The sequence below is a fragment of the Caproicibacterium lactatifermentans genome (assembly GCF_013315815.1).
GTDB classification, from domain to species: Bacteria; Bacillota; Clostridia; order Oscillospirales; family Acutalibacteraceae; genus Caproicibacterium; species Caproicibacterium lactatifermentans.
This window is the reverse complement of sequence record NZ_CP046051.1, coordinates 833309-855072: the sequence shown is the minus strand read 5'-3', so window position 1 is coordinate 855072 and position 21764 is coordinate 833309. Positions and strand designations below refer to the sequence as shown.

The 21764-nt window shown below is 50.8% G+C and carries 22 protein-coding genes and 1 tRNA gene; 12 read left to right on the top strand and 11 right to left on the bottom strand.

Translation table 11 applies throughout. From position 1 onward, the window contains the following. Positions 1-16: 16 nt before the first annotated feature. On the top strand, positions 17-484 hold the full coding sequence (gene ribH, locus GJQ69_RS04170; RefSeq protein ID WP_086035930.1) for a 6,7-dimethyl-8-ribityllumazine synthase: 468 nt from the start codon (positions 17-19) through the stop codon (positions 482-484). A 94-nt stretch (positions 485-578) separates the two neighbouring features. Here the strand turns inward: ribH and GJQ69_RS04165 are convergent, their stop codons facing one another. After that, complete coding sequence (locus tag GJQ69_RS04165) at positions 579-1898, bottom strand: O-antigen ligase family protein (RefSeq protein ID WP_174193044.1); 1320 nt, start codon at positions 1896-1898, stop codon at positions 579-581. A gap of 251 nt (positions 1899-2149) precedes the next feature. Between GJQ69_RS04165 and GJQ69_RS04160 the strand changes: the two genes are divergently transcribed. Continuing rightward, positions 2150-4498, top strand: coding sequence for a cation-translocating P-type ATPase (locus GJQ69_RS04160; RefSeq protein ID WP_174193042.1), 2349 nt, complete (start codon positions 2150-2152; stop codon positions 4496-4498). 58 nt (positions 4499-4556) lie between these two features. Here the strand turns inward: GJQ69_RS04160 and GJQ69_RS04155 are convergent, their stop codons facing one another. The 6 genes from GJQ69_RS04155 to GJQ69_RS04130 all read right to left on the bottom strand — a co-directional run bounded on the left by GJQ69_RS04155 (position 4557) and on the right by GJQ69_RS04130 (position 10374). Next, positions 4557-5465: a polysaccharide deacetylase family protein gene (locus GJQ69_RS04155; RefSeq protein ID WP_086035933.1), complete on the bottom strand. Its 909-nt coding sequence runs from the start codon at positions 5463-5465 to the stop codon at positions 4557-4559. A gap of 68 nt (positions 5466-5533) precedes the next feature. Next, entirely contained in the window at positions 5534-6424 is an 891-nt protein-coding gene (locus GJQ69_RS04150; protein ID WP_086035934.1) for a radical SAM protein, read from the bottom strand. After that, on the bottom strand, positions 6424-7257 hold the full coding sequence (gene pgeF, locus GJQ69_RS04145) for a peptidoglycan editing factor PgeF (RefSeq protein WP_174193040.1): 834 nt from the start codon (positions 7255-7257) through the stop codon (positions 6424-6426). The genes GJQ69_RS04150 and pgeF overlap by 1 nt, the downstream gene beginning before the upstream one ends. A 112-nt stretch (positions 7258-7369) precedes the next feature. Then, positions 7370-8269: a 3'-5' exonuclease gene (locus GJQ69_RS04140; RefSeq protein WP_086035936.1), complete on the bottom strand. Its 900-nt coding sequence runs from the start codon at positions 8267-8269 to the stop codon at positions 7370-7372. A 22-nt stretch (positions 8270-8291) separates the two neighbouring features. Continuing rightward, positions 8292-10112, bottom strand: a complete 1821-nt coding sequence (typA, locus tag GJQ69_RS04135; protein WP_086035937.1) for a translational GTPase TypA — start codon at positions 10110-10112, stop codon at positions 8292-8294. Between the two features lie 186 nt (positions 10113-10298). Further along, positions 10299-10374, bottom strand: a tRNA-Gly gene (locus GJQ69_RS04130). A gap of 199 nt (positions 10375-10573) precedes the next feature. Here GJQ69_RS04130 and GJQ69_RS04125 point away from each other — a divergent pair. Beyond that, entirely contained in the window at positions 10574-11569 is a 996-nt protein-coding gene (locus GJQ69_RS04125) for a DnaD domain protein (RefSeq protein WP_086035938.1), read from the top strand. Then, the gene (locus tag GJQ69_RS04120; protein ID WP_174193038.1) at positions 11569-12543 is read left to right on the top strand and encodes an ATP-binding protein; all 975 of its coding nucleotides are present in this window, start codon (positions 11569-11571) and stop codon (positions 12541-12543) included. Before GJQ69_RS04125 ends, GJQ69_RS04120 begins: the two co-directional genes overlap by 1 nt. Before the next feature lie 67 nt (positions 12544-12610). On the opposite strand, the gene prfB is transcribed toward GJQ69_RS04120, so the two are convergent. Further along, positions 12611-13747 (bottom strand): peptide chain release factor 2, encoded by a 1137-nt coding sequence (prfB, locus tag GJQ69_RS04115; protein ID WP_174193036.1) that lies wholly within the window; start codon positions 13745-13747, stop codon positions 12611-12613. Positions 13748-14110: 363 nt separating this feature from the next. On the opposite strand from prfB, the gene GJQ69_RS04110 reads away from it, so the two are divergent. The 7 genes from GJQ69_RS04110 to GJQ69_RS04080 all read left to right on the top strand — a co-directional run bounded on the left by GJQ69_RS04110 (position 14111) and on the right by GJQ69_RS04080 (position 18571). Next, positions 14111-15160, top strand: a complete 1050-nt coding sequence (locus tag GJQ69_RS04110) for an RING finger protein (protein WP_086035942.1) — start codon at positions 14111-14113, stop codon at positions 15158-15160. A gap of 74 nt (positions 15161-15234) precedes the next feature. Next, entirely contained in the window at positions 15235-16110 is an 876-nt protein-coding gene (locus GJQ69_RS04105) for a UTP--glucose-1-phosphate uridylyltransferase (protein ID WP_086035943.1), read from the top strand. Positions 16111-16270: 160 nt separating this feature from the next. Then, positions 16271-16567, top strand: coding sequence for a 30S ribosomal protein S6 (gene rpsF / locus GJQ69_RS04100; RefSeq protein WP_086035944.1), 297 nt, complete (start codon positions 16271-16273; stop codon positions 16565-16567). Between the two features lie 28 nt (positions 16568-16595). Next, positions 16596-17102: a single-stranded DNA-binding protein gene (locus GJQ69_RS04095; protein ID WP_086035945.1), complete on the top strand. Its 507-nt coding sequence runs from the start codon at positions 16596-16598 to the stop codon at positions 17100-17102. 48 nt (positions 17103-17150) lie between these two features. Further along, positions 17151-17393 carry a 30S ribosomal protein S18 gene (gene rpsR / locus GJQ69_RS04090; RefSeq protein WP_086035946.1) on the top strand — a complete coding sequence of 81 codons (243 nt, stop codon included), beginning with the start codon at positions 17151-17153 and terminating at the stop codon, positions 17391-17393. Between the two features lie 123 nt (positions 17394-17516). Next, positions 17517-18194, top strand: coding sequence for a DUF421 domain-containing protein (locus GJQ69_RS04085; protein WP_086035947.1), 678 nt, complete (start codon positions 17517-17519; stop codon positions 18192-18194). Next, the gene (locus GJQ69_RS04080) at positions 18191-18571 is read left to right on the top strand and encodes a DUF4363 family protein (protein WP_157658943.1); all 381 of its coding nucleotides are present in this window, start codon (positions 18191-18193) and stop codon (positions 18569-18571) included. The genes GJQ69_RS04085 and GJQ69_RS04080 overlap by 4 nt, the downstream gene beginning before the upstream one ends. 79 nt (positions 18572-18650) lie before the next feature. On the opposite strand, the gene nrdR is transcribed toward GJQ69_RS04080, so the two are convergent. The 3 genes from nrdR to GJQ69_RS04065 form a co-directional block, all read right to left on the bottom strand. Next, positions 18651-19142, bottom strand: a complete 492-nt coding sequence (gene nrdR, locus GJQ69_RS04075; RefSeq protein WP_086035949.1) for a transcriptional regulator NrdR — start codon at positions 19140-19142, stop codon at positions 18651-18653. Positions 19143-19161: 19 nt separating this feature from the next. Next, positions 19162-20031 carry a sugar phosphate isomerase/epimerase family protein gene (locus GJQ69_RS04070; protein WP_236849735.1) on the bottom strand — a complete coding sequence of 290 codons (870 nt, stop codon included), beginning with the start codon at positions 20029-20031 and terminating at the stop codon, positions 19162-19164. A gap of 75 nt (positions 20032-20106) precedes the next feature. After that, positions 20107-21090 carry an asparaginase gene (locus tag GJQ69_RS04065; RefSeq protein ID WP_174193034.1) on the bottom strand — a complete coding sequence of 328 codons (984 nt, stop codon included), beginning with the start codon at positions 21088-21090 and terminating at the stop codon, positions 20107-20109. Between the two features lie 123 nt (positions 21091-21213). On the opposite strand from GJQ69_RS04065, the gene GJQ69_RS04060 reads away from it, so the two are divergent. Then, positions 21214-21648, top strand: coding sequence for a hypothetical protein (locus GJQ69_RS04060; RefSeq protein ID WP_174193032.1), 435 nt, complete (start codon positions 21214-21216; stop codon positions 21646-21648). Positions 21649-21764 lie beyond the last annotated feature (116 nt).

Sequence of the window (21764 nt, the reverse complement as noted above, 5' to 3'; positions counted from 1 at the left end):
AAAGGAGATCTGCATCATGCGTACTTTAGAAGGAAAACTGGTATCGGAACACATCAAGGTCGGTATTGTCGCTTCCCGTTTCAATGAACTAATTACCAACAAGCTGATTGGCGGCGCACTGGATGGTCTGAAACGTCACAATGTAAATGACAATGATATTGACCTTGCGTGGGTACCCGGCGCATTTGAAATTCCGCTGATTGCTTCCAAAATGGCAACCAGCGGCCGCTATGAAGCCGTTATCTGTTTGGGCGCCGTTATCCGCGGCAGCACCAGCCACTATGATTATGTCTGCAGTGAGATGTCCAAAGGAATCGCGCAGGTATCCCTTTCCAGCGGTATTCCGGTAATGTTTGGTGTGCTGACAACGGAAAACCTGGAGCAGGCGCTGGAGCGTGCCGGTTCCAAGGCCGGCAACAAGGGCTTTGAGTGCGCCAGCGGTGCCATTGAGATGGTTAACCTGATTCGGGAACTGAAAGCCTAACTTCCAAAAAACAGCAAAAAAGCGATGCATCTGTTTTAGAAAGCAGATACATCGCTTTTTATTAGCTGCAGGCAGGTCTGAAGACCCGTCTTCTTTACTGATAATACTTTACGGTCCGCGGTGACTGGTGGTAATAGCTGTGGGATACGGACAGCGAAGTCTGACGGTTCCTCTGCAGCGAAACGCCCGTGGCAGAGAACAAAATAAAGAACAGCATACCTGTCTGCGTCCAGGAAATTGTCACATCTGTGCAGCCGTGTACTAATGTCATAATGAGTACAGTCAAAAACAGCAGGTCTGCATTGCAGGCCCGACGGCCACGAATACGGCGGATAATGCCACGCAGATAATACCAGCCGAAAATCAGCATCACTGCACTGCCCAGAATACCAAAATCCAGCAGACAGTCAAGGTACAGGTTATGGCAGTGATATGTGGGATAGGTACCAAATAAATCATGCACTATGCTATAGGCACGCATTCCGCGGCCAAACAGAGGTGTCTGCAGAATGCCGGAAACAGCTCCGTGCCAAATAGACAGGCGCTGATCCGTTGTATAAGAGATTGCCTCTGTGCGGGGGAACAGTGCCGGCACCACCTTGTTGACTGCAAAGAAAGCCACCAGCACGATACCGTACAGGCCAGCCAATTTGCGGCGGTGCTTGCACAGCAGAAAGACAAAAATACCACAGGACACAGCCGCCAGCGCCGACATGGAACCACACAGATACAGTCCCAGCATGTTTACACCCAACAGGACCGTGTACATGGACAACGCACGGCGGTTGCGCAGGGCACGGTACAGAATGATTGCCACCGTAAACTCAATCATCATGCCGAAATAGTTTGCGTTATTAAAGAAGGACACCGGGCGGTAACTGGGATCGGCGGCAAAAGTCACTGCTTTCTGCAAGACAGCCGCCAGCACTGCGGGCACACTCATCAGGCACGCAAGATCCAGCATTTCGTCCAGCAGGCCGCGCGTCATCACGCTGCGCAGATACATGCCGTATACCATCATGGCCAGCAGCATCAGCGTCATAGCCATACCCATATAGTTCCGATAAGAAGCCGATATAAAAAATGAAAAAACAAAAGAACCAAACAACAGCTTAAAATATGGCGCGCCAAACACCTTTCCCCGGCGCTGATAGTTTGCCATGACATAAAATGAAGCTGCAATAATAGTGAAACCGCTGACCGTACTGGGCAGATATAATGAACCGATGACCACCAGTGCAAGGCATTTGTCGGCAAAAGCCGCGTTTGTCTGCAATTTTTGCAGGCCCCGTTTTGCCGCCGCCACCAGGTCCTTTACCTGTGCGATATGGACCAGCTCCTTTCCTGTATCCGGGCGATAAAAAGCCTTTCTGGCAGAAATAATCCTGCCAAAAAGGAAAAAGCGCCGACGCATACATGCAAATCTCTCAATGATGTAACCTAATTATAACATTCCCTCGCAGAAAGGCAAGAAAGAAAGTGCTGAAAATGTCAATTTTTTATTTCTCCTTTTGTGAATTATTTTCTTTTCAGCGTCAATCAGCATCAATTTGTGAATTTTCAGAAAAGCTTTGCAAAAAAAACCTTTTTTCCTGTACCCTGCCTTGCGGAATATAGTATAATAACTTTCAGTATAGATTTTCTGTCGGATAAGGAGTGCAAGATATGGAACGTTTACCGACCGACACCCAAACAGGGCTGTCGCGTGAAGAAGTGCGCACGCGCACCCAGCAGGGACTCATCAACGGCGAAGAGGAAATGAAGACGCAAAGTGTCGGGCAAATTGTCCGCAAAAATATTATTACCCCTTTTAATATATTAAACCTCATTTTAGGTGCGCTGGTTTTTTCCGTTGGTTCCTATAAAAATATGCTGTTTATCGGCGTGGCGGTGTGCAATACCATTGTGGGCTGCTTTCAGGAGATACGCGCCAAGAAAACGATTGACAAACTTTCCCTCATTTCCTCCCCCAAAGCCCATGTTCTGCGTGACGGCAAGCTGTGGGATATATCGGTTTCTCATATCGTTCTGGATGATATTTTACAGCTGACAACCGGCAACCAAATTTGTTCCGACTGTGTGGTGGCATCCGGTAGCTGTGAAGTCAACGAATCCTTGATTACCGGCGAAAGCGACCCTATTGTAAAGCAGGTTGGTGACCACCTGCTTTCCGGAAGCTTCATCGTTTCCGGTACCTGCCGTGCACAGGTAGAACACGTTGGCAAAGAAAATTACGCCGCCAAAATTACCGGCAGCGCAAAATATGTAAAAAAGACAAACAGCGAGATTATGAAAAGTATCAATCTCATTATCCGCATTATCGGCTTCGCCCTAATCCCGGTAGGGCTGGTGCTTTTTTACAAAGAAATGGTCGTGTCAAATTCCAGCTATGCACAGGCAATCGTCAGTACGGTAGCCGCTCTGGTCGGCATGGTTCCGGAAGGACTGGTACTGCTGACTAGTATCGTGCTGGCAAGCAGTGTGGTACGCCTTTCGTTCCATAATGCCCTCGTACAGGAGCTGTATTCTATAGAAATGCTGGCACGGGTGGACACAATTTGTCTGGATAAAACCGGCACCATCACAGAAGGCGCCATGCAAGTGGACGAGATGGAGCCACTGATCAATACACTGACACCAGAACAGATGGGGGCTGCGGTCGCCGCGGTCACATTCACCCTACAGGACCAAAACCCGACCGCGCAAGCCATGCGGGAAAAGTATCCGGATAACCCCGGCTGGGAAAGCCTGTCCACTGTTCCGTTTTCCTCCGCACGCAAATGGAGCGGCGTCAATTTTGCGGACCATGGGACATTCGTTATCGGTGCCGGTGAGTTTATTATGGGTGAACGGTTTGCATCGCTGCATGAAAAAGAGGACAAAGCAGCCGCAAAGGGCCAGCGTGTTTTGCTGCTGGCACACAGTTCCCTGCCATTTGAAGCGGACGGCAGGGAACTGCCAACGGACATTCAGCCCATTGCCCTGCTGTATCTCAGCGACCGTATCCGCAAAAGTGCACGCGAAACGCTGCAATACTTTGCGGACCAAAACGTGGACCTGAAAGTCATCTCCGGTGACAGTGCCGTCACGGTCGCCAATATTGCCAAAAAGGCCGGCTTAGAACATGCTGACCGCTGGGTAGACGCCACAACGCTGCATACCAACGAAGAAATTCAAGCCGCTGTACGAAAATACACGGTGTTTGGGCGTGTGACACCACAGCAGAAACTGCAGATTGTTAAGGCATTAAAAGCGGACGGTCACACAGTAGCAATGACCGGTGACGGCGTCAACGATGTGCTCGCACTGAAAGAAAGCGACTGCAGCATCGCCATGGCCTCGGGCAGTGACGCTGCCCGCACGGTTTCCCAGATTGTGCTGCTGGATTCTGATTTTGCTTCCATGCCGCATATTGTGGCAGAAGGCCGGCGTTCCATCAACAACCTGCAGCGCTCCTCGTCGCTGTTCCTCATCAAAGCATTTTTCAGCACCATTTTGGCTGTTTGTTTTATCTTTATCCAAAGCCGTTATCCGTTCCAGCCCATTCAGTTTACGCTTTTGAATGCGCTGGCAATTGGCTTCCCGTCCTTCGTCCTTTCCCTGGAACCAAACCGAGAACGGCTGCACGGCCGATTTATGTTAAATATCATTAAAAAGGCCATTCCCGGCACATTGACGATGGTGTTCAGCGTGCTTCTGTTGGAAGCCGTCAACTTCTACGTTAAACTTCCCTATGAGCAGCTTTCAACCGCGGCGGTGGTTCTCATGGCTTTCACTATGTTTATGATTCTATTCCGCGTATGTATGCCCTTTAACGGCAAGCACGTTCTGTTGTTTGTCACAATGTGTGTAGCCTTTGTGCTGGCTTATATCTTTATGGGAAATATGTTCAGCTTGACACCGCTGAACGCACCCATGCTGCTGATTCTGCTTCCGCTGATTTTCGCTTCGGTCAGTATGTTTATGATGTTCCTACACCTGATTGAACGCATTTTAATGCGTCGTGTAAATTAACCGATGATATAGAAAAAGGTACTCTTCCCACAACTGCACTGTAGGAAGAGTACCTTTTTTATTTCAGCTTTTGCCCCGCCGGAAGAATCTTTTTGGCAAAAAACTGTTCCGGCGTGATGTCCGGCGGGCGCAGATAACGGCCCAAACCATATAGGCACTCCGGGTCCCGTGTAATAACATTAATATGCTCCGTGCAGGTCATGGTCGCCTGGAAGCCGAGCGAACGGATCACGTCCCCGGTGGCCTCACTCATGGCGCCAAACGGATAGACAAAGGTGTTCATATGCACGCCTGTATGCTGATACATCAGGTCCTGCATATAGGAAAGGTCACCGCGCAGCATTTTCTGATAGTCAGCAACACTTTCACTGCGGCGCTTACTGACACCCAGCCGGCCGCTTTTGCGGTCATGGTGCAGGTTATAAGTATGGTTCTGCACTTCAGTCGTGCCGCTTTTCAGCATCTCGTCCAATTCTTTCCACGTCACATGGGAATATGTCCAATGGTCACTGTCCCCTTTGCTGTACTGTTCCGTACAGATGCCAATAGGCGAAAAAATCATTTTCATATGATACTTTTTCAGCAGCGGATAAGCATATTTGTAGTTGTTATAGTAGCCGTCATCAAAGCTGATGATAATCGGCTTCTGTGGCAGATCCCCTTTCCCATGAACATAGTCCAGCAGGTTCTGCATGGTAACCGTCGTGTATTTCTCTTTTTGTAGATACTGCAAATCTTTCTCAAAAAGGGATGGCGAAACAATATACTTGCCGCGCAGAACAGACGGCGGCAGCATACTGTGATACATTAAAATCGGCAGCTGCACACCGGACGCCGTCAGCTTTGTCGGTACCGCTGACGTCTGCACTGTGCCGGAAGTATGCAGGCAGCCCGCCGCTGCCAGCACAACGGCAACCGCCACAAGTGTAGTGGCCGCACGGTGTATCCGGTACCGAATAAAATTCATGTCGCAATCCCCCCCTCTTTCTTACATACGGGGGAAACTTTTACTTTATGCTGTTTCTAAAAGATATTTTACACACCCGTTAAGTCAAACTGCGGGATATACTCTTTTTGGGCAGAAGATAGTTCCTGCACATAGCCGTTTAAATTGAGGTCGAACAAATGCTGCTGTACTTTATTGTACTCGCGGGCAGTCACACGGCGGTTCAGTTCCGGATAATCGGCAATTTTGCCGCAGGGCGTATATTGTCCCATCAGGCTGACCCGTGTGCCATCCGGCAGGTTTTTCGCCAGCCAATCCAGCGCCGCGAGAGAATCCCGGGTATGCCCCGGCAGCAGCAAATGCCGGACAATCGTCCCTCGCTGCAAAATGCCATTGCCGTCAAATTGACAGGGACCGGTCTGACGGGCCATTTCCAAAATGGCGGCACGGGCCGTATCCACATAGTCCGATGCACCGGAAAAGCATCGTGCCAACTCCACATCATCGTATTTATAGTCCGGCAGATAAATCTGCACCAGCCCATCCAGCATTTTCAATGTTTCCAGCGTTTCATAGCCGCCGGAATTGTACACAACCGGCACTGGCAGCGGCCGAATAGACAGCGCCTCCACAATGGCCGGTACGAAATGCGCGGCACTGACTAGATTGATGTTAAGTGCCCCCGCGTCAATCAACCGGAAAAATACATCAGACAGCTGCCGCGGCGTCAGCTGCTTTCCAACAGCGCGTTCGGTACTGATTTGATGATTTTGGCAGAAAATACACTGCAGCGAACAGCCGGTAAAGAAGACAGCACCGCTCCCCTTCTTTCCGCTGATGCACGGTTCTTCCCAATAATGCAGTGCCGCACGTGCCACCACCGGCAGCGTTCCCATGCCGCAGTATCCGTTTCCAGCGCTTTCCGTACGTTCCGCACCGCAGTGCCGCGGGCAAAGATCACAGCCGTTCTTTTGTGCCATTAGGAAAGCGCCTCCGTAATACAAAGAATACCGCACATACCGCCGCGCTTCCCATTGGTTGCCCGATGGGACCACAGCAAATCCGGATGACAATGGGTGCAGAGCATTCCCTTTTCTATTTTCTGTACGCCCGCACTGCGCAGCAGCTGGGCATTCGCCTCCCACAGGTCAATGTTCCATTTGCCGCCGCCCTTTTCCGTCATGCAGTCTTGTGGGAACAGCAGCGGGTTCGCCAGAAATGCCTTTACAACCGGCTCGTCTACTTCAAAGCAGCAGGGACCGATAGAGGGACCAATGCCAACCAGCAGGTCAATGGGATTCGTGCCAAAGGCCTGCTGCATCGCAGCCACCACAGTGCCCGCCATGTTGGCTGCGGTACCGCGCCAACCGGCGTGTGCTACACCAATGGCATGGTGCACCGGGTCCGCCAGCATAAGCGGTACACAGTCCGCGCCATAAACGCACAGCGCAACATGCGGTTCGTTGGTAATCAGTGCGTCAATGTCATGCCATGGTTTGGACCGCAAGATACCCGCCCCGCGGTCTTTTTGGCCTACCCGCAGGACCTCGGTTTTATGTGTCTGTGCAGTAGCCACAAGGTCCTCCACACAAAAACCGGCCACCGCACAGAACCGGCGGTAATTTTCCAGTACGTTTGCATCTGTGTCGCCGCGACCAAAGCCGAGATTCATGGTAGCGTAAATGCCGCTGCTGATGCCGCCCTGCCGTGTGGCAAAGGCATGGTGCAGCCATGGCTGTTCCCGAAAGGAAGACAGTTGTAAAAATGGAACGCCATTTACTTTGGACAAAAGCATATTACCGGCAGTTTTCATCGTTTCCTCCTGTATTCATTTTCTATGCCTGTCAGTTTACCATTCTACCCCAAGAAAAGCAAGGCAGTAAAAAAGCTGCCATATGGCAGCTTTTTTGGGGGCAGATATTATCTTATAATGATTCCGTACCGTTCAGGTCATTGGATTTCTCCGTATGTTCTGCATTCTCTTTCAGCTGCAGCAAATGCGTAGTCCTACGCACAGAAAGTCCCTCATATTTCAGCTTAAACTGCATACGGGCGTGAAAAGCTCTGCCGCATACAGAGCAGTGAAACACTGCGTGAAAACTTTTGTTGTGCAGCGACCATGCCGTCTGCCGCTGGGCAGCCGCCCCACAAACCGGACAATCAAAATCCATATTTGTCTGTTTCACAAGCGGGTTATCCAAATCGCACAGAATAACCGTGCGGAATTCCATACGGTCATAAAAATCTTTTGTGCGGGCATTCTGCACAAAAGGCCGCATACGGTCAGGCCGATACAGCTTCCGCAGGCACTGCAGAGAAAGCAGACTGTCGTCCAGTGCACGGTGGTGGTCAAACGTTTCCTCGCTGATGTTCAGCATCTCCGCCGCAGTGGAAAGGCCTATCTGCTGTCCTTTTTTATAGGAAAGGCACTTTTCACAGTACGCCTGCAGGTCCACATATTCTTCCAGAAACGGAATGCGGTCACTGCCATTAAAGTAACGGCAGTTTTCAATAAGCGCCTGAATATCGGAGGTGCCCCACGTCATGAGCAGGCAGTCACCTGCCCAGCGGCGGAATCGGCTGACCACCTGCATAAAACGGCCGCCGTGCTCCAGGTCCTCGTCCGTAATGCTGGTAAGTTCCGCAATTTTCTCGCTGATTTTCTTGCCGACCTGCGGACGAACCAACATAGAAAATGTGTCCATCCTCTGCAGGCTATCGTCCACCTTGACCGCACCAAACTCAATGATTTCATTGATGAAGCCTTTCAGTCGCCTGCTGTAAGTGCCGTTCCACTCCAAGTCCAAAATGACGATTGGTTTCATAAGATTTCCTTCTGCGCAGGCGTTATTTCTTCTTGCTCAGGTTCTTCATGCGCTGTTCTTTGTTCAAAATCTTTTTGCGCATACGCAGGGACTTGGGAGTGACTTCCAGCAGTTCATCGTCCTGGATGAATTCCAGGCACTGTTCCAGGCTGAGGTTGTCCGGCGGTGTCAGCTTCAGTGCTTCATCAGAACCAGCGGCACGGGTGTTGGTAACGTGCTTCTTTTTGCAGACGTTAACGGCAATGTCCTCATTTTTTGGGTTGGAACCGACAATCATACCCTCATATACTTCCACGCCAGGTCCGATGAACAGACGGCCGCGGTCCTGTGCATACCAGAGGCCATAGCCGGTGGTAGTGCCGTTTTCAAAGGCAACCAAACTGCCGGTGTTGCGCACAACGATTTCGCCCTTGTACGGCTCATAGCTGTCGAACACACTATTCATAATGCCGTTGCCGTTGGTATCGGTCAGGAACTCCTGCCGATAGCCCATCAAGCCACGGGCCGGAATACGGAACTCCATGTGTGTAATGCCGGTGTCACGTGTGCCCATGTTCACTAGTTCTGCCTTGCGGGAACCGAGCTTTTCCATAACAGGGCCGACATAATCGTCCGGTACTTCAATCATCAAAAGTTCCATAGGCTCACAGCGCTTGCCGTTTATTTCTTTATAGATAACCGTTGGGCTGGAAACCTGGAACTCATAACCTTGACGGCGCATTTCCTCAATGAGAATGGACAGGTGCAGCTCCCCACGGCCGGAAACTTTAAAGGTATCCGCAGAATCAGTTTCTTCTACGCGCAAAGCCACGTTGGTCTGTATTTCACGGGCCAGACGGTCGCGCAGGTTTCGGGAAGTGACAAATTTGCCCTCCCGGCCGGCGAAGGGGCTATTGTTGACCATGAACATCATAGAAACGGTCGGCTCATCAATCTTGACGAACGGCAGCATATCCAAATGCTCCGGGTCACAGGCTGTTTCTCCGATGTTTAGGTCCGGCATACCGGAGACGGCAACAATATCACCCATCTTCGCGGTTTCTGCATCTACTCGCTTCAGGCCCTCAAACTGATACAGTTTGGTAACACGTTCGGTGTGTGTTGTGCCGTCGCGGTGGCACAGCGTCATCATCTGACCTACATTAATCTGTCCGCGTTCCACACGGCCAATGCCGATACGGCCCACATAATCATCATAGTCAATATTGCTAAACAGAACCTGTGCCGGGCCATTTAGTTCACCCTTCGGTACAGGAATATACTTAAGGATTGCGTCGAACAGCGGCTTCATATCGACGCCCTTTTCCTCCGGGTCATTAACTGCATAGCCGTCACGGCCAGAAGTGTAAACCACCGGAAAGTCCAGCTGGTTGTCGTTGGCACCCAGTTCAATGAACAGATCCAGCACTTCATCTACTACTTCTGCAGGGCGGGCGCCGGGACGGTCAATCTTGTTGACAACAACGATTGGCTTTTTGCCAAGAGCCAGTGCCTTTTTCAGAACAAAGCGAGTCTGCGGCATACAGCCTTCAAAGGCATCTACCAGCAGCAGAACACCGTCGACCATCGTCAGAATACGTTCCACTTCGCCGCCGAAGTCGGCATGGCCGGGAGTATCCACGATATTGATTTTTATATCTTTATACATGACGGACGTGTTCTTAGAAAGGATTGTAATGCCGCGTTCTCTTTCCAAGTCGTTGCAGTCCATGACACGTTCTTCGACCTCTTCGTTGCTTCGAAAAACACCGCTCTGCCGCAGCAGCTGGTCGACCAGCGTCGTTTTGCCGTGGTCAACATGGGCGATAATTGCAACATTGCGAATGTCATTTCTTGTATCCATTTGTCATACCTCATTTTACTTTTATCTACCCCGCAGCAGCCGGGATAGTAGGGACTACAGAAAAAAGTGTCCGGGTGCCCGAAAATCCGCCTTTTTCTACAGGTAAAATTTATTATAGCACACTTGGCGGAAAATGAAAACCGGGCAAAAAGAAGCCGCGTACCAACCAGATACGCGGCAAAAGCCTGGAGCGAACGACGAGGATCGAACTCGCTACCTCCACCTTGGCAAGGTGGCGCTCTACCAAATGAGCTACATTCGCACTGAACAAGTAGTATAATACTACAGCAATTTGAATTTGTCAACATCTTTCTATCAATTTTTTTAAAAAATTCAAAGATTTTTCACGGATATGCTGCCCGCCGCTTTTCATTGTATTTGCCACGGGGTATTTGCCACGGGGAAATGTTATGTTATAATAATGCTACAAGAAATGACTTTGTTAATGGAGGCTTGATTCCATGCAGTATCAGACAAAAAGCGGGATTTGGGACAGTGTGTTTGCTGTGCCGACGGCCGTGGTGGACCAGAACCTAAAGCTTGCCGGCAGTGTACAGCTGAAAGCACTTCTTTGGGTTCTGCGGCAGGGCGGCGCCTCTTTTTCCGATAAAGACCTGTCCCAGGCACTGGGGGTAAGCCCCGCGGATGCCCGCGACGCACTCTCCTATTGGCAGGAAACCGGTGTGCTGCAGCTGCAGGCATCCGGCATGAAACAGCAGACGGAAAAAGAAAAGCCCGCTCCCTCCCCTGTCCCGCAGAAAGCGCCCGCTTCCGCACCGGTGGCACACTTTTCACCGCTGCCTCGTCCGGAACGTCCCGGCCCTGCCTTCGTCAGCAAACGGCTGGAAGAAAACAAGGCACTGCAATGCCTGATGCTGGACACTGAACAAATTTTAGGACATACGCTGTCCGCTTCTGACATGGGCAGCCTGCTGCTTATCCACGACAATTACGGACTGCCGTGCGATGTTATCCTAATGCTGGTGCAGTACGCCGCCAGCAGCGGCAAGGGCAATATGCACTATATTGATAAGGTCGCGCTGAACTGGGCCGATGAAGGCATTACGACACATCTGCAGGCAGAACAGCGCCTGCAAAAAATGACGGACCTCAGTCGTGCATGGAGCACCGTACAGCAGGCAATGGGCCTGCCGGAACGTGCCCCGACCGAGCGGGAAAAGAAATACGCGGAAAGCTGGGTACTGCAGTGGCACTTCCCCGCACCAATGTTGAAGCTGGCGTATGACCGCTGTGTAGATGCCATTGGTGCGTTCCGGCCCGGCTATGTCAACAAAATTCTGGAACGCTGGCACCGGGAAGGAATTTCCACTGCCGAGCAGGCCGCAGCCGAAACTAGCCAGCACCGCCAAAACCGGCAGGATGCAAACAAGCCCTCTTTTGACCTTGACGCCTACGAAAAAGAAAGCATGCTGAAATTTACAGGAGGCGGACGCTGATGGGATATGATCGTGCCGTTTATGATGCTGCAAATGAAATTCTGGCAGCACGCCGCCTGCACGCAGAACAGGAAGCGGAGCGCCGCCGGGCAGACTTGTATCGGGTACAGCCGCGTGCACAGGAAATCGACCGGAAACTGAGCCGCGCGGGCACCGCCGCCGCACGAGCTGTTCTGCACGGCGGAGATGTTCGTCAGAATCTGGAGCAGCTGCGCCGCCGCAGCCATGCGCTGCGGGAAGAACTGCGGGCGCTGCTGGCACAGCAAAACATGACAGAGGCGGATTTGGAGCCGCACTATCACTGTCCCCTGTGCCAGGACCGCGGCAATATAGACGGACGAATGTGCCGCTGCATGAAATCACTGCTAAAAGAAGAAGCGCTGCGCCGACTGAACGCGGACACCCCGCTGAAACTGTGCAGCTTTGAAAGCTTTGACGTTTCTTATTATCCGGAAACGCCCCAAATAAACGGCAGCTCCCCCCAGCAAATGATGGAACGCATTTTTTTATACTGCCGAAAATACGCCGAAACTTTCAATGCGCACACCACAGAAAGTCTATTGATGACCGGCAAAACCGGCCTTGGCAAAACACACCTATCCCTTGCCATTGCCGGCCGGGTAACCGAGCGGGGCTTTGGCGTGGTATACGGTTCCGCCGAGAACTTGCTGAAAAAGCTGCAGGACGAACACTTTGGCCGCAGCAGAGGTGACACCATGAACAGCCTTTTAAACTGTGACTTGCTGATTCTGGATGATTTGGGCACAGAGTTCCGGAGCAGTTTTACCGTTGCCGCTATCTATAATATCATCAATTCCCGCCAGCTGACGGAAAAGCCCGTTATCATCAGCACAAACCTTTCTTTAAAAGAATTAACTGAATATTACACCGAGCGGTTCTCCTCCCGTGTCATTGGCAGCTATACCTGTATTCCTTTCGTAGGAAACGATGTAAGACAAATGAAGCACCGCTGAAAACCGCAAAAAGGCTGCCGGAAGTTTTACCCTTCCAGCAGCCTTTTTTTATTTATAAAATAGGTACTTAGGATTCACTGCCTGCCGCAGCGTTCAGTTCATTCTGGCTCAATGCCTTCAGATAAGCATTGATGAATCCATCCAGATTGCCGTCCATGACATCATTCACGTTGGCGGTTTCGTAATTGGTGCGGTGGTCTTTTACCATCGTATACGGCATAAAGACATAGGAGCGTATCTGGGAACCCCATGCAATTTCTTTCTGCACACCTTTAATATCGTCAATCTTTTCCAGGTGCTCACGCTCTTTAATTTCCATCAGCTTACTTTTCAGCATACGCATAGCCACATCACGGTTTTGGTACTGGCTGCGTTCCACCTGACACGCAACCACAATACCCGTGGGAATATGCGTCAGACGGACAGCGGAGCTGGTCTTGTTGACCTTCTGTCCGCCGGCACCGCTGGCACGATAAACGTCCATTTTAATATCCGCAGGGTCAATATCCACTTTGATGGTGTCATCAATTTCCGGCATAACCTCTACAGATGCAAACGATGTGTGCCGTCTGCCGGAAGCGTCAAATGGAGAAACACGCACCAAACGATGAACGCCGTTCTCCCCTTTCAGGAATCCGTACGCATTTTCGCCCTCAATCAGAATACTGGCACTCTTCAAGCCGGCTTCTTCGCCGTCCAGATAATCCAATAGCTTAACCTTAAAGCTGTGGCGCTCACTCCAGCGTGTATACATTCGGTACAGCATTTCCGCCCAGTCCTGTGCTTCCGTACCTCCTGCGCCCGCGTGGAACGTAAGGATTGCATTCTTAGTGTCATACTCGCCGGTCAGCAATGTTTGCAGACGCTGCTGCTCCAAAGCATCCTCCAGCTCTTTGACCGTATTCTCCGCTTCCGGCAGAAGAGAAAGGTCGTTTTCCTCATCAGCCAAATCACACAGTGTCATGGCGTCGTCCCATTTGCTGCGCAGCTTTTCATAGGAATTGATTTTATCTTTCAGGTGTGCGGAACGCTGCAGAATTTTCTGTGACCTTTCCATGTCGTCCCAGAAACCCGGTTCGCTCGCCTTCATGTCCAGCTCCTCAATTTCGTTGTGCATGGCTTTGAGGCCCAGGGCGTCCTCCAGGTCATTCAGCGCTGGAAGCATATCGTTTAACTTTTGTCTGAGTTCTTCATATTGCAGCATACCGTTTCCATCCTACTTTCTAAAAGAATGCGTTATAATTGTCGCAGCATTTTGTCTGCCCCGCCGCAGGGCTGTCGCCGCTTTTCACAGGACCATCATACAGCCGTAACATTTTTTTACTTTAATAATGGTATTATTATAAGCGATTCCCCCGTAATTGTAAAGGAAACGCCGCAGTGTCTTTTGGGAATGCGCAGCTGGCCGCAGAATTCACGAACTGAAGAAGCAGAAAGAAATTGTGAATAGAAATTAAAACTTCACCGTAAAAACTTGCAGTATGTCACAAAAACCGATACAATAATATGGATACTGCGATAGTTGCAGTAGGTAAATGGTACCATTATGATATGGGAGGATATAAACATGACCGACTTGAGTGGAACAAAATGCCCCGTATGCGGCAAGCCTTTTCTTCCAAAAGATGATATTGTTGTCTGCCCGGAATGCGGTGCTCCCTACCACCGCGCCTGTTACCAAAAGGTCGGTCACTGCCTTTTTGAAGACAAACACGGCAGCGGCTGGTCCTGGGAGCCGCCGCAGGACCAGCAGACTGACGGAGAAGCACTCCGCTGCCCGCACTGCGGTCACAGCAATGCAGCAGGCGCTCTGTTTTGTGAGCACTGCGGCACACCGCTGCCCCGTGCAGTGGAAAACGGCGGCACAGACAACAGCGCTGTGCCGCCGTATGGGCAGGGACCGACCGGTCAGCGGCCGGGGCAGACACCCTATGGGCAGACACCGCCGAACGGCTGGCCTTATGGGCAAATGCCCTTTGTCTTTGACCCCATGGCCGGCGTCAGTCCGGATGAATCAATCAACGGCGCAAAAGCCGGAGAAGTAGCGAAGGTTGTACAGAGCAACACCAGCTACTATCTTCCTGTATTTGTCAACGCGGTGAAATTCCACAAACGGCGTTTCAATTTTGCCGCTTTCCTGCTGGGCGGTGCATGGATGCTGTACCGCAAACTGTACCGGCTGGGTGCCATTCTGACTGTCATTGTTTTGGCACTGGAGATAACAGGCCAATTCCTGACTGCCCGCTTTTCCAATCCACTTCTGCTTCAGATTATGAACAGTCTGGGCTTTTCCAGCACCACATCCCTGTCCATGCAGCAAATGTATCAGGTAGCCGGTAAGGTGATGCAGCTTCCTGCCGGACAACAGGCCCTGTTCTTCCTGCCAGAAATCATGCCGATTGCCGTTTTGGTCATTCACATTATTATCGGCTGTACCGCCAATAAGATGTATCGAAAACACTGTGTTGGCATTGTCAAGGAAATTGACGCATCCGCCACCGACGAAAATGAAGCTATGATTCAGTATCAGGAAAAGGGCGGCGTCAGCATCGTCTGGCTAACCATCGCGCTGGTCTGTTCCCTGATTGCCTCCAATTCCATCTATTTCTTGATGTAGTGGAAATTCAGCGGCAAAAGATACTTTTTATATTGTGGATTCTTTTCTATTTTTTTTAACAGGAGTTGAAATATATGAAAATCACCAAAGCAGTTATTCCTGCGGCTGGTCTGGGAACCCGTGTTCTGCCCGCAACCAAAAGTATGCCCAAAGAGATGCTTCCGATCGTAGACAAGCCCGCTATCCAATATATTGTAGAAGAGGCGGTCCGGTCTGGCATTACCGACATTCTCATTGTGACAAACCGTGGCAAGGGCCTGATTGAGGACCATTTCGACCGTGTACCGGAACTGGAGGAAAAGCTGAAGAATGGCGGACCGCAGAAGGAAGCCATTCTGAAGGAAGTAACAGACATCGCGCATCTGGCAAACTTTTATTTCGTCCGCCAGAAAGAGACCCGCGGTCTGGGACACGCCATCAGCCGTGCACGTTCCTTCGTCGGGAACGAGCCGTTTGCCGTGCTGTACGGGGACGATGTGATTATCGGCAAAGACCCCGCCTGCGGCCAGCTGATTCGTGCCTATGAGGAATTTGGCAAGGGCGTGCTGGGCGTAAACAAAGTGTCACCGGCGGATATCTCCAAGTACTCTTCCCTGAAGGTAGAGCCGCTGCATGACAACTATTTCTCCTGTACCGATATGATTGAAAAGCCCACCCCTGACAAAGTGCTGAGCCTGTACTCCATTTTGGGCCGCTGTGTCCTGCCGCCGGAAATTTTTGATATCCTTGACCAGACACCTCCCGGAGCGGGCGGTGAGATTCAGCTGACGGACGCCATGCGTACCCTGGCACGTTCTCAGGGTATGGTTGCTGTGGAATTCACCGGCAAGCGTTATGACATGGGCAATAAACTGGGAATTCTGAAAGCACAGGTGGAAGTTGGCCTGCAGCATCCGGAAATCGGCGAGGATTTTCGCGCTTATCTGAAAGGCATTGCCAAGGACCTATAAAGATTATATTTTCTAAACAAGAAACGGCTTGTCCCATAAGATTCATCTTGACGGGACAAGCCGTTTCTGCTATACTAGTTTTGTTAGTCTGTTTTGACTGACATATCCTTGCCCCGGGATATTTCCGGGGCCATAAGTCCAAAAGGAGGTGCTTTTATCAATGGAAAACAAAACCAAAGCCTATGAAACCGTATTTATCCTTTCCAGCAAGCTGGACGAGCAGCACACCGCTGCACTGGTAACAAAGTTCAAGGACCTGATTGCCGCGAACGGCACGGTTGATGGAGTTGACGAATGGGGCAAGCGCAGACTTGCTTATGAAATCGACAAGGAAACAGAAGGCTATTATGTGCTGATTAACTTCACCAGCGCACCGGCCTTTACAGCTGAGCTGGACCGTGTTTATAAAATCACGGACGGCGTGCTGCGTTCCCTCATCATCCGCAAGGAAGACTGAGCCGCTGTAAAGAAAGGATGTGCGTGAATTGCTAAACGTTGTTGTTTTAATGGGCCGTCTGGTGGCAGACCCGGAGCTGCGCCACACACCGAATGATGTTGCTGTAACCAGCATCCGCATTGCGGTAGACCGCAACTACTCCCGGTCCGGTGCAGAAAAGCAGACGGACTTTATCGACGTGACTGCGTGGAGACAGACGGCGGAATTTATCTGCCGCTACTTCAGCAAAGGTTCCATGATTGCCATTCAGGGCTCCCTGCATGTGGACAATTATACGGACCGTGACGGCAACAAGCGCACCCGGTACGAGGTCGTTGCTGATAACGTCCAGTTCTGCGGCGGCAAGCGGGAATCCGGTACCTATGGCGGTGCCGCTGCCCCTGCACCCAGACAAAGCTCTTATCAGCAGCCTGCACCGGCTGCCAGCACACCTGCAGCACCAGCCCCTGCCGCCGCACCGGCCTCTCCGGCCTATTCCAGCGGCGACACCGGCGACTTTCAGCCGCTTCCTGATGACGACGACCTGCCGTTCTAAGGAAATTTGACTGTTCTTTTACTTTAACTTAAGGAGGTTACCAGTATTATGGCTGATAGAGATAATCGCCGCGGTGGACGCAAGGGCCGCCGCAAAGTTTGCAGCTTCTGCATTGATAAGGTCGAGCATATCGACTACAAAGATGTCGCAAAGCTGCGCCGCTTCATTTCCGAGCGTGCAAAGATTCTGCCTCGTCGTGTGACCGGCACCTGTGCCCGTCATCAGCGTGAGCTGACCATTGCCATCAAGCGTGCCCGTCATCTCGCACTGCTGCCGTTCAGCAGTGACTGAGTTCGGCTTTTAGAAGAATACAGAATCCGGTATCCGATGAAAATCGGGTACCGGATTCTTTTCTGTTTCGGCTTGGTGTATGGCCGCACACATTTCTGCGCATACTACTGCCGGTGATAAAACATGACGATTTCGTTCATCCGCACTCTTTTATTGTATATCCTGATTATTGCGGCCGTTCGGCTGATGGGCAAGCGGCAGATAAGTGAACTGCAAACCAGCGAGCTGGTGGTAACACTGTTGATTTCCAATATTGCCGCCATTCCTATGCAGGACAGCGGACAGCCACTGGTCAGCGGTGTTCTGCCCATTATGGTTCTGGTTGTATGCGAACTTTTTACTTCTTGGTCTATGATGAAAAGCGGAAAATTCCGAAAACTCATCTGCGGCAAACCCATTGTGATTATTGATGATGGCACTGTTCAGCAGTCCGAAATGCGCAAGCTGCGCCTGACAACAGAAGACCTGTTTGAACAACTGCGTGAAAAAAACGTTTTTTCCCTGAAAGATGTTGCCTATGCCATCGTGGAAACAGACGGACGCATAAGTATTATTAAAAAGCCGGACAAGGAGCAGCCCACGGCAGGAATGCTGGGTATTGCCGTACCGAACCCCAGCATTGAAACCGTTGTCGTCAGTGATGGCGTAGTCAGCAACACTTCCCTGCAGGTGTGCGGAAAAAGCGAAAAATGGCTGGAGGAAACCCTGCGGCACCAGAATGTGCGTGCAGAAGATATTTTCATTATGACGGCCAATACAAAAGGTGATTATCAAATCATACCAAAGGAGAAATGCGTATGAAGCGGATGGTAGTTGGCGCCGTACTGTTTGCCGTATCCCTTGCTTTGTGCTCCGCCGGACGGAGAACAACACAGACATTGACCAACGACTTGACGAAAACACTGCAGGAAGCGGATCATGCAGCCCAAACCGGCGACACACAAAAGGCATATACACTCAGCAAAAAAGCCTTTGAAGAATGGGAAAAAGACCACCAGATTTTATGCACATTTCAGCCGCACTCCCGTCTGGAGGTAATTGACCAAACGCTTGCCACCCTGCCGGACCTGTCAAAGTGTGACAACCCCGGCCAGTTTGAAAGCGAATGCGCACGGGGAGAAACACTGGCACGAAATCTGCAGGAAAGCGAATTTCCACTGCTGCAGAACATCTTATAATTATCCATCAAAATCAAGCAATAAAAAAGCTGCTCTGCGGCATCCATTTCAAAAATGGAATGCTTGCGGCAGTTCTTTTTTACTGTTTTTTATTATTGTCCGTTTTCCGCTTTTTTTGACGGGTACGAAGGATGTCGTTTAATTCGTCCATGAACGTGTTGATATCCTGAAACTGACGGTAAACAGAAGCAAACCGCACATAGGCCACTTCATCAATATCCTTAAGCTTTTCCATGGCATATTCACCAATCTGGGAGGACTCCACTTCCCTGTCCAAAGAATTCTGCAGCTTTGCTTCAATTTCATCCACCAGATGCTCCAGTGTTGCCAGAGAAACCGGACGCTTCTCGCAGGCACGCAGCAGCCCGCGCAGCAGTTTGCTACGGTCAAATACTTCACGGGATTTATCTTTTTTAATGACAATCAGTGGCACCGTTTCAATGACTTCATAGGTTGTGAAACGCTTACCGCACTTCATACACTCCCGACGCCGGCGAATGCGCTCTCCCTCGTCCGTTGGGCGGGAATCAATTACTTTGCTTTCATCATAACCGCAGTACGGGCATTTCATGTTTCTTTCTCCCTCTCTGTCAGTAGGAACACGCCCCCGCCGCGGGGGTATCCGCCGTTTTCTCCGAACTGCAGGCGCACGGTACAGCCGTCAGCTGCTCATATTCCTTCTGCAGCTGCTCCGTTGTCTGCTTTGCCTGCAGCAGGTCCTCTTTTCGGTGAAAGCTGGACCGATAAACCTCCATCATACAATCACCCTGGAAATTCTGGCGTGCCATCTGATGCAGCAGCCTGTGATAATCCATTTGGCCAAATCCGGGCAGCAGGCAAGTCCTGCCGGGACAGTTATCATTGATGTGTACGTGTACCAGCTGCTCCCCCATGGCCGCACAGGTTTGAAACGGGCTGTACCCTGCCCGCACGGATTGTTTGATGTCCAGCACAAAGGCACAGTCATCGTGCAGATACTGCCGCATCTGCGTTAAAAATGCCGGGTCACTGCTGCGGAAGCGGTTCACATTTTCCTGCGCAACGGTCACACCGAACGAGCGGCCGGTTTCCAGCAGTTTATGGTAATGCTCGAAATACGCTTCCTGTGTCATATCACTTTGCCGTTCCAGCCGTTGACCATGCAGAACCAGCAGGTCCGCACCCAAAAGATTAGCCGCCTCAAAATAAGACTTGTAAAACTCCAGTGTGTCATCGAAGCGTCTTTCATACCCGGAAAACAGCAAAAAACTTTCGTATCCGGAAGTAAACGGATGCACGCTTTTCGCGGTTGCACCGTACTGCTGCATCATATGGGACAATCTGCGCACATACGCTGGCTGCAGCTCACTAAATGTATTGAAAAAAAACTCGAAATGCCGAAACCCCATCTCCAATAGTGCCGCCAAACTTTTTTCCAGCAAAGCCGGATACAGGCACGCAGTCGAAATTCCTACTTGCAAAAGAGCACCCCCTGTTTTTTCTTGTCAAATCAAAGCAAGTGCTGGTTTTCTATGTTGAAGCAGGTACAGAAAAAATCACTGCACCCAGAGGACGTCATAATTGATGGTTTGGTAGAACAGCCGCTGTACTTCCTGCAGGTCATGCGTTTGGGCAAGCACCCACATCAGTTTGGTCACGGTGGACTCTATCGTCATATCATACGTTTCCAGCAGGCCAAAGCGTTTCTTGGCAACATGGCCGACACGATACACCGCCATGTCGCTGCCCTCATGTGCAACCTGTGTGGCTACAACGACGATTTTTCCATCACGGGTAAGGCGTTCCAGTGCGCAGGAATACAGGTCCGGAATACCGCCGACACCGTAGCTTTCCACAATCAGCCCGTCACACAGGTTTCCAACCGCCGCAAACGTTTCCTCCGAAAGGCCCGGCGTCAGTTTCAGCACAGAAACACTGCTGTCCAGCTGGCTGGAAAAGAACGGTCCTTTGGCCGGCTGTGGACAAATATACCGGATGATGTTTCCGTCCCGAATAACCGCGAGGTCCGGAAAATTGATGCTGGAAAAGGCATTGTAGCTTTTGGTGCGGCTTTTGCGCGCTCTGGTTCCGGCAATGACCTTTCCACCGAACACAATGCACACACCGCCGCTTCCCCTGCAGGCCCACAGCAGGCTGTCCTCCAAATTTGTTTTGGCATCGGTTACATCCACATCAATGGGCTTTTGAGAGCCGGTAATGACCACCGGTTTGTCCGGGTCACGAATTAGATAAGACAGCGCCGCCGCTGTATAAGCCATGGTATCGGTACCGTGACAGATGACAAATCCGTCGTATTCCCGATAGTATTTCTGCACAGTGCGAGCCATCAGCAGCCAGTGCCGCGGCTGGATATTGGTGCTGTCCAGGCTGAGAATCTGCTGGGTATCCACCTGACAAAATTCCGCCGTTTTGGGTACATAGTGAAGCAGTTCCTCCGATGTAAGGGACGGTGTCAGCCCATCTTTTGTTTTGTGGGAAGCTATGGTGCCCCCCGTGGCGATTAGCAATATTTTTTTCATAAATGATTTTTGCAAAGCTCTTTTACCTATATTTAGACATTGTTTATTATACCACAGGAAAAGGTCTTCCGTCCAGATTAAACTGCCCCGCAGCGGGCAGAATAAACACGGGAGGCGATTATTTTGCCGGAAGAAAACACAGAAATACTAGATGAAATCTGCAAAGTATGCTCTATGGGACAGGAAGCCGTAAATCTGCTGCTGCCAAAAGTGCATGACGACCAAATGCGCACACAGCTTTTTTCACAGCGCAAAACCTATGAACAGACCGGCTACAAAGCCCGGCAGATGCTGGAGGAAAATGGTGAAGAGCCGAAAAATGAAACCGGCCCTATGAAGAAAGCCATGCTGTGGAGCGGCGTGCAGATGAACACGCTGGCGGACAGCTCCGCCGAACACATTGCGGAAATGATGGTGCAGGGTACGGGAATGGGTATTATCAGCCTGCAGCAGTGCCTGAACGATATGCCAAAATCAAACAGCAACGCACGCACGCTGGCCGAGAACCTTATCCGGAAAGAAGAACAAACGATAGAACAGCTGAAAGGAATGCTGTAAACTTGCTTTTACCGACAGGTTTCAGTATAATAACAAAGATAGGCCCTATTGGGCCTGTACATATTGTTCTCTTTTATCATTTGAAAAACAGATTCAAAATACATATTGGAGCGAAA